Source organism: Thauera aromatica (genome assembly GCF_023093595.1).
In the GTDB taxonomy this organism is placed as follows: Bacteria; Pseudomonadota; Gammaproteobacteria; order Burkholderiales; family Rhodocyclaceae; genus Thauera; species Thauera aromatica_A.
In genome coordinates this window covers 173,675-181,447 of the sequence record NZ_JALLIK010000106.1, presented here as the reverse complement: position 1 = coordinate 181,447, position 7,773 = coordinate 173,675, and the positions used below count along the sequence as shown (strand labels likewise).

The window sequence follows — 7,773 nt, the reverse complement described above, 5'->3', positions numbered from 1 at the left end:
CCGCGCGGGGGAGTCTGCTTCGGGCTACGCCCTTCGCAGATTCCCCCGCGCCACATTCACCACACCAACGGAGGAAATCTCACCCTAAAAACCGCTACACTTATCCACAGTCGCCGTAATGACAGGCGGCTATCGTCCCTGGTCAGAATTCAAACGGAACACCTGGTCAGTATTGGACCGGCGCCAACACCGAAGATCATGTTCACTGACTTAGCTGCCATCTCCGCCGCGAGAAGCGCCCCGGCAAGCTTGCTCTCGCCCATTTTCTCTAGGTCGGACTTTTCTGCGCTCAGGCCGATCCTGAAGCATCTAAGCATGGCCGCGGCGTCTCCTTTCTCGGCGCGCTCGTGGTCTCCGGGGTCAAATTTAGTGGGTTCGCCAGGAAACAGACGCGCCATTTCAAGTTCAAAGGCTTGCTCACGACGCGCCCCGAAGTCGGCAATTATCATCATCGCCGTATCTCTCAGTGTCCGCCCTGTCATCTACGCCCCCCTTCGGCACAGCCCTTGAAATAGGTGCCGCGCCGGCCGGGCAAGGGAACCCGGTTTTCCTCCCGTCGGAGCAGGCGCGGCAAACTCGGTTCACGCGGCCCGGTACGCCTTCCCGAAGCGCCCGATGATGACCTTTCGGCCCTCCTCGATCTGGCTGTCGACGAAGTCCGCCCACCATTGCAGCATCTCGCGCCGCTGGTCGGCGTACTGCGCCCGGTTGTAGACGCCACGGATGCCCTTGGTCTCGTGCGCCAAGCACTTCTCAATCCAGTCGGAGTTGAACCCGGCCTCGTGCAGCAGCGTGGATGCCGTGCGCCGGAAGTCGTGCAGCACGAAGTCCCGCACGTCGAGGTCGAGCGTGCGGACAGCGACGTTCAGCGTACTGTGGGCGATGGGCTTGTTCAGACTGCTGCGGCTCGGAAAGATGAAGTCGGAGCCGCTCGAAAGCCCCTTCAGCTCCTCGAACATCGCCACCGCCTGCCGGGACAGCGGAACGATGTGCGGGCGGTCCTTCTTCATGCGCTCGCCGGGGATCGACCACACGGCCTCATCGAAGTCGACTTCATCCCACCGCGCTTCGATCAGCTCGGACTTGCGCACCATGCACAGGATCAGCAGATGCAGCGCCAGCTTGTTCGCCCGCTTCATCGAGGATTGGTAGATCGACCGCAGCAGCCTGCCCACCTCGTCCGACGACAACGCCACGTCCCGGCTCTTCGTCGTAGCGATGAACTGCGCCTCCACTGCGGCAGCCGGGTTGAACTTGGTCAGCTCGCGGGCGATGGCGTAGGCGAACAAGCGCTTCATCACGTTGCGAGTTTGCAGCGCCATCTGGTCGGCCCCTCGCGCCTTGATCTTGTCCGTGATCGCCAGCACGTCGGAAACGGTCACGTCGGCGATCTGCTTCGCGCCGATGGCGGGGATCACGTCCTTTTCGAGTACGCGCCGGATGTTCCTTGGATTGCTGTTGCCCGGCTCGGCCACCTCGGCAAACCAGCGCCAGGCGAACGCCTCTACCGTGCTGGCTGCGCGGGCTTCTGCTTCCTTCGCGTCGATCTTCCTGCGCTGGGCGGTGCACCAGTCGTCGATGAACTTCTGCGCCCGCTCCTTCACGGTCACGGACAGGTCGTCCGGGATCGCATCCCCGCGCTTCAGCGCCATCGGGGACAGGCCGCGCCCGGACAGCGCCTTGCAGTCGTCCCGCCAGGTGCGGGCTTCACTCAGGGAATAGGCGGGGTAGTCGCCCAGCGTCACCTTTTCCTGTTTGCCTGCCAGCCGGTAGCGCAGCCGCCAGACCTTCGCCCCGCCGGGCATCACTTCCACGAACAGCCCGCCTTCGTCGGCCTCCTGGTATCGCTCGCTGCGCGGTTTCAGGTTCCGTAGCTTGGCATCCGATAGCGTCATGACTCCCCCCTCTGTCTGGCGTGTGCCCACGGCCTGCCGTAAGCCCGCCTCTATCTTGCCTTTGTCCTTGCATGATGACGAACGACTCATTAACGGAGCGAACCCCGTGCCGTTCGTGGTAATCCGGCCAATACTTCCGCCCCGTGTGCCCACGGCTGTTATGCATTTCGTGCTGTACGAAAATTCAGTATTGGCACACGCCCGGATGGCCGTGGGCACACCATTTCCGCCGTGGGCACACCCGTGGGCACACATTCTTGCGGATTGCTGCGGAACACTCAAGCCCTGCGCATAACAAAAAACCCGCAGTGACGCGGGTTTCATGGTGTTTTGCGGAAGGCTTCGGACTATGCCGGAAGCGTCGCTACTTGCCGATGCAGAAACGCGAGAAAATGACCCCGAGCAGGTCGTCGGCGGTGAACTCCCCGGTGATCTCGGCCAGGCTTTCCTGCGCCAGGCGCAGCTCTTCGGCAAACAACTCGAGCGCCGCGCACTGCTCCCCGGCGACGACGACGTGCGTCAGCGCCTCGCGCAAGGCCTGAAGGTGGCGTTCGCGGGCCAGGATCACGTCCTCACCGTGCGCATGCCAGCCGGCGATGCGCAGCAGCTCTTCGCGCAGTAGTTCGATACCCACCCCGGTCTTGGCCGACAGCCGTAGACGCACGCACCCCGCTTGATCCTCGCGGGCAGCCTCGCCGCCGGCGAGGTCGATCTTGTTCACCACGGTGACGCGCATCGCCCCGGCAGGCAGGCGGGCGTCGATCGTGTCGCTGCTCTCCTCGCCGCTGTCGCCGGCCTCCACCAGGCGCAGGATCACATCGGCACGCTCGATCTCGCGCCAGGCACGCTCGATGCCGATGCGCTCGACGGTGTCGGCGGTGTCGCGCAGGCCGGCGGTGTCGATGATGTGCAGCGGGATGCCTTCGATCTGGATCGTTTCGCGCAGCGCGTCGCGGGTGGTGCCAGCGATGTCGGTGACGATCGCGCGTTCTTCGCCGGCGAGGCGGTTGAGCAGGCTGGACTTGCCGACATTGGGCGCTCCCACCAGCACCACGTTGAGGCCGCTGCGCAGCAGGGCGCCCTGGCGGGCACGGTCGAGCAGGCCTTCGAGGTCGGCGCGGATCCCGTCCAGGCGCGGCAGTGCACGGGCGCGTTCAAGAAACTCGATTTCCTCTTCGGGAAAGTCGAGAGTCGCTTCGACCAGCATCCGCAGGTCGATCAGGGCATCGACGATGCGCCGTACTTCTTCAGAGAATTTTCCCGACAGCGAGCGCAGCGCCGAGCGCGCCGCGGCCGCGGTGGAGGCTTCGATCAGGTCGGCAACGCCTTCCGCCTGGGCGAGGTCGAGTTTGCCGTTGAGGAAGGCGCGCCGGGTGAATTCACCGGGCTCGGCCAGGCGCGCACCCAGCTCGAGGCAGCGCTCGAGCAGCAGCTGCATGACCACCGGGCCGCCATGACCCTGGAGCTCGAGCACGTCCTCGCCGGTGAACGACGCCGGCGCCGGAAAATACAGCAGGATGCCTTCGTCGATCGCCCGCCCCGCCGCATCCGCGAAGCGGGTGAAATGCGCCCGGCGAGGCTGCGGCTCACGCCCGCACAAGCTCTGTGCGAATGCGCTCAGGGCGGCGCCGGAAACGCGAACGACACCGATGCCGCCGCGCCCCGGCGCGGTCGCGACCGCGGCGATGGTGTCAGGCGCTCTTGCTGCCGGGCTTTGCACTCTCGATCATCCGCGTGATCTGCCACTGCTGGGCAATCGACAGGATGTTGTTCACCACCCAGTACAGCACCAGGCCGGAGGGGAACCACAGGAACATGAAGGTGAACACGATCGGCATCGCCATCATGACCTTGGCCTGGATCGGGTCGGGCGGGGTCGGGTTGAGCTTCATCTGCACCAGCATCGACACGCCCATGATCACCGGCAGGATGAAGTACGGGTCCTTCGCCGACAGGTCCTGGATCCAGCCCAGCCACGGCGCATGGCGCATCTCGACGCTGCCGAGCAGCACCCAGTAGAGGGCGATGAACACCGGAATCTGCACCAGGATCGGCAGGCAGCCGCCGAGCGGGTTGATCTTCTCGGTGCGGTAGAGATTCATCATCTCCTGCTGCATCTTCGCCTTGTCGTTGCCGTACAGCTCCTTCATGCGCTGCAGGCGCGGACCGAGCACGCGCATCTTGGCCATCGACTTGTAGCTCGCCGCCGACAGCGGGAAGAACACCGCCTTGATCGCCACCGTCACCAGGATGATCGCCCAGCCCCAGTTGCCGGTCAGACTGTGGAGCCACGACAGGACCCAAAACAGCGGCGCGGCGATCACCGTGAGCCAGCCGTAGTCGACCACCAGGTCGAGCCCGGGCGCGATCCCTTCGAGCTTGTCCTGCTCCTGCGGACCGGCGTACAAGCGGGTCGCGACCCGGCTTTCGGCACCCGGCTCGATCGCCGCCACCGGCAGGATCACTCCGGCGGAGAACAGGTTGCTGCCCAGCGCGCGCGCGAAGTATTCGCGCTGCGCACCCTGCTCCGGCAGCCAGGCGCTGACGAAGTAGTGCTGCACCATCGCCACCCAGCCATCGCTGGCGTTCTTGGCGAACTTGGCGCTGCCGTCGGTGATGTCCTCGAACTGCACCTTCTGGAACTTGCCGCCTTCGGTGTAGAACGCCGGGCCGGTGAAGGTATTGACGCCGAACGCTTCGACCTGCTCGGCCGGGTTGCCGTCGCGGGTGAGTTGGAAGTACGCGTGCGGAGCGAGCGCCTGGGCGCTGCCGTTGCGGATTTCGTAGCCGACATCGACCAGATAGCTGCCGCGCTCGAAGCGCATGACCTTGGTCACCTGGACGCCGTTCTGCTCCGGAGCCTGGAGACGCAGCACCACGCTGTCCTCGCCGTCCTTCAGGCGCTGTTCGCCCGCCGGCAGCGCGAACACGGTCTTGTGTGTCGGCAGGCCGTCGCCGATCAGCCCCGACTGAGCCGCGTACTGGTGGCGCGAGCCGTCGTCCAGCAGGACGAAATCGCCGCCGTTGTCGCCACTGGCACGATGCTGCTTGAGCTCGAGGCGGACGATGTCCCCCCCTTCGGCCGAGACTTCCGCGCGCAGCATGTCGGTCTCGACGACAACGCGCGGCGCGGTGGACGCGGCGCCGCCCTGCTCACCCGGCACGACGGCCTGGCCGGGCGCCAGGCTCGCCGAAGGAGTGGGGACGGAACCGTCGGCGACGGCACCCGCCGCCGGCTGCGCCACGGGCGCGGGCTGGTTCTGCTTGATCCAGCCATCCCACAGCATGACCAGGGCAAAGGAGAAAACCAGGAAGAGGATGAGGCGGCGTTGATCCATCGGATTCGTTCTTCTCAGGTCAGGGAACGGGATCATACCCGCCCGGATTGAAAGGGTGGCAGCGCCCCACCCGCCTGGCCGCCATCCAGCCGCCGCGCAAGGCACCATGGCGCTGGATCGCTTCGATGGCGTACTCGGAGCAGGTCGGGTAAAAACGGCAATTGCGCCCCAGCAGGGGACTGATCGCGTAGCGGTAGGCGCGCAGCGGCGCGATCATCAGGCTCTTCATTGCCGGGGCAGCCTTTGCAGCAACTGCAGCAGGTCGAGGTTGAGTTCGGCACGCGTGGCTTTCGCCACCGGCGCATGCAGCCGGACGACGAGATCCACCGCCGGCAGGAATTCGCGATGACGGCGGAAGATCTCGCGCGCGATCCGCTTGACCAGGTTGCGCACGTTCGCCCGCTTCGCCAGCTTCTTCGCCACGACGACGCCGAGACGGGCGCTGTCGAGGCCGTTCGGACGGTAATGCGCCATGTAGAAGCGTCCGCGCAAAGCCCGCCGAAAAGCAAAAACGGATGAGTACTCATCCGTTTTGTGCAATCTGTGAGCGCTGCGGAAACCCTGATCAGCGCCCGAGGGCAGGCTCACCTCAGACAGCGAGGCGATGACGGCCCTTGGCACGGCGTGCGCGGATGACCGCACGGCCGCCACGGGTCTTCATGCGGACCAGGAAGCCGTGAGTGCGCTTGCGACGGACGACGGAAGGCTGATAAGTGCGTTTCATGATCGGACTGCCAGTGTTGGGTCAAACCGAGGAGTTAAATACATAATGTCATGTTTGTCAAGAACAATTTTTGGGTCAGCCTGTGGATAAGTCTGCGCCCGGAAGGTTAGAATGTCGCCTTTCCATGCCTTGCCGCAAGCGCGAGCCACAGCGCCCCGCGCTCATGAATGCCGCCGTCCGAGCGCAGCGCAGGCATCCAGCCCCCGACAGACCCGCCGCAAGGCAGCGTTGCGTGCGCATGCGCAGCGATCCGTCCATGCCGAATGAACCTACCCGCCATCCGAAACGACATCGCCGTGACTCAAGATTTCTGGTCCTTCTGCCTGTCGCGCCTTGAACAGGAACTGCCCCAGCAGCAGTTCAACACCTGGATCAAGACCTTGCGGGCCGAAGCCGGCGAAGCCGGCGCGTGGGTGCTGCTCGCGCCCAACCGTTTCGTGCTGCAGTGGGTGCGCGAGCGTTACCTGCGCCGCATCCTCGAACTGGGAGAAGAATTCGCCGGCGTGCCGCTGCCGGTCGACCTGCAGCTACCCGCCGCCGGAACCGCGCGCAGCGCACGCTCCGCGGCCACCGCCGGGCCGCTGCCTGCGCCCGGGCCGTCCCCCGACGCCATCCCGCCGACCCGCGCCGACAGCGCCCCGATGGCGGCCGACGCCGCGGTCGACGACCCCGTTCCGCCCGCTCCCGCGCGCCCCCGGCGCAGCGCCGCGCCGGGGGCCGGCGGCCGGGACGCCGAACCGTCCTCCGGCCTCGAGCTCGCCTACGAGAAGACCCGCCTCAACCCGGACTTCACCTTCGACACCCTGGTGACCGGCCGCGCCAACGACCTCGCCCGCGCCGCAGCGATGCAGGTGGCGCAGAATCCCGGCACCTCCTACAACCCGCTGTTCGTCTACGGCGGCGTCGGCCTGGGCAAGACCCACCTCGTGCACGCGATCGGCAACGCGGTGTTCAAGCACAATCCGCGCGCGGTGATCCGCTACGTGCACGTCGAGGACTACTACGCCGACGTCGTGCGCGCCTACCAGCAAAAGAGCTTCGACGCGTTCAAGCGCTATTACCGCTCGCTCGACATGCTGATCATCGACGACATCCAGTTCTTCAACAACAAGAACCGGACGCAGGAAGAGTTCTTCCACGCCTTCAACGCCCTCACCGAGGCGAGGAAGCAGATCGTCATCACCTGCGACACCTACCCGAAGGACATCCAGGGCCTGGAAGACCGCCTCATTTCCCGCTTCGACTGGGGCCTGACGGTGCAGATCGAGCCGCCCGAGCTCGAGATGCGCGTCGCCATCCTGAAGAAGAAGGCCGAGGCCCTGCGCGTGATCGTGGACGACGACGTCGCCTTCCTCATCGCCAAGAACCTGCGCTCGAACGTGCGCGAGCTCGAAGGCGCGCTCAACAAGGTCGTCGCCTACGCCCGCTTCCACGGCCGCCAGATCGGCCTCGAAGTGGCCAAGGAAGCGCTCAAGGATCTGCTCCACGCGCACAACCGCCAGCTATCGATCGAGCACATCCAGAAGACCGTCGCCGACTACTACAAGATCAAGGTCGCCGACATGCACTCGAAAAAGCGCACCCGCGTGATCGCCCGCCCGCGCCAGGTGGCGATGTGGCTGGCGAAGGAACTCACGCCGATGTCGCTGCCGGCGATCGGCGAAGCCTTCGGCGGCCGCGACCACACCACGGTCCTTCACGCCTGCCGCACGATCACCGAACTGCGCCTTGGCGACCACCAGCTCAACCATGACGTTCACGTGCTCACCCAGGTCCTGCGCGGTTGAGCCCGAACCCATGCCTTTCGCCTTCCACC

General features: G+C 65.5%; 8 protein-coding genes. 1 reads left to right on the top strand and 7 read right to left on the bottom strand.

Annotated features, from left to right (window positions below):
• Positions 1 to 149: 149 nt before the first annotated feature.
• From MXC99_RS12680 to rpmH, 7 genes are all read right to left on the bottom strand, one after another.
• Positions 150 to 452, bottom strand: a complete 303-nt coding sequence (locus tag MXC99_RS12680; protein ID WP_247725795.1) for a hypothetical protein — start codon at positions 450 to 452, stop codon at positions 150 to 152.
• 129 nt (positions 453 to 581) lie between these two features.
• Positions 582 to 1,895 (bottom strand): tyrosine-type recombinase/integrase, encoded by a 1,314-nt coding sequence (locus tag MXC99_RS12675; RefSeq protein ID WP_247725802.1) that lies wholly within the window; start codon positions 1,893 to 1,895, stop codon positions 582 to 584.
• Positions 1,896 to 2,259: 364 nt separating this feature from the next.
• Complete coding sequence (gene mnmE, locus MXC99_RS12670) at positions 2,260 to 3,615, bottom strand: tRNA uridine-5-carboxymethylaminomethyl(34) synthesis GTPase MnmE (protein WP_247725794.1); 1,356 nt, start codon at positions 3,613 to 3,615, stop codon at positions 2,260 to 2,262.
• Positions 3,587 to 5,233: a membrane protein insertase YidC gene (yidC, locus tag MXC99_RS12665; RefSeq protein ID WP_247725793.1), complete on the bottom strand. Its 1,647-nt coding sequence runs from the start codon at positions 5,231 to 5,233 to the stop codon at positions 3,587 to 3,589. Before yidC ends, mnmE begins: the two co-directional genes overlap by 29 nt.
• Positions 5,234 to 5,252: 19 nt before the next feature.
• Entirely contained in the window at positions 5,253 to 5,462 is a 210-nt protein-coding gene (gene yidD / locus MXC99_RS12660) for a membrane protein insertion efficiency factor YidD (RefSeq protein ID WP_075149499.1), read from the bottom strand.
• Entirely contained in the window at positions 5,459 to 5,821 is a 363-nt protein-coding gene (gene rnpA / locus MXC99_RS12655) for a ribonuclease P protein component (protein WP_107222249.1), read from the bottom strand. Before rnpA ends, yidD begins: the two co-directional genes overlap by 4 nt.
• Before the next feature lies 1 nt (position 5,822).
• A complete protein-coding gene (gene rpmH, locus MXC99_RS12650) occupies positions 5,823 to 5,957 on the bottom strand; it encodes a 50S ribosomal protein L34 (RefSeq protein ID WP_002926183.1) in 135 nt (44 codons plus the stop codon).
• Between the two features lie 296 nt (positions 5,958 to 6,253).
• Here rpmH and dnaA point away from each other — a divergent pair, with 296 nt between their 5' ends.
• Entirely contained in the window at positions 6,254 to 7,744 is a 1,491-nt protein-coding gene (gene dnaA / locus MXC99_RS12645) for a chromosomal replication initiator protein DnaA (RefSeq protein ID WP_247725792.1), read from the top strand.
• Positions 7,745 to 7,773 lie beyond the last annotated feature (29 nt).

What these genes read in the sequence shown, in the direction of transcription:
- MXC99_RS12680 (WP_247725795.1), bottom strand. Translation starts at nt 452, where the DNA reads ATGATGATAATTGCCGACTTCGGGGCGCGTCGTGAGCAAGCCTTTGAA.
- MXC99_RS12675 (WP_247725802.1), bottom strand. Translation starts at nt 1,895, where the DNA reads ATGACGCTATCGGATGCCAAGCTACGGAACCTGAAACCGCGCAGCGAG.
- yidC (WP_247725793.1), bottom strand. Translation starts at nt 5,233, where the DNA reads ATGGATCAACGCCGCCTCATCCTCTTCCTGGTTTTCTCCTTTGCCCTG.
- yidD (WP_075149499.1), bottom strand. Translation starts at nt 5,462, where the DNA reads ATGAAGAGCCTGATGATCGCGCCGCTGCGCGCCTACCGCTACGCGATC.
- rpmH (WP_002926183.1), bottom strand. Translation starts at nt 5,957, where the DNA reads ATGAAACGCACTTATCAGCCTTCCGTCGTCCGTCGCAAGCGCACTCAC.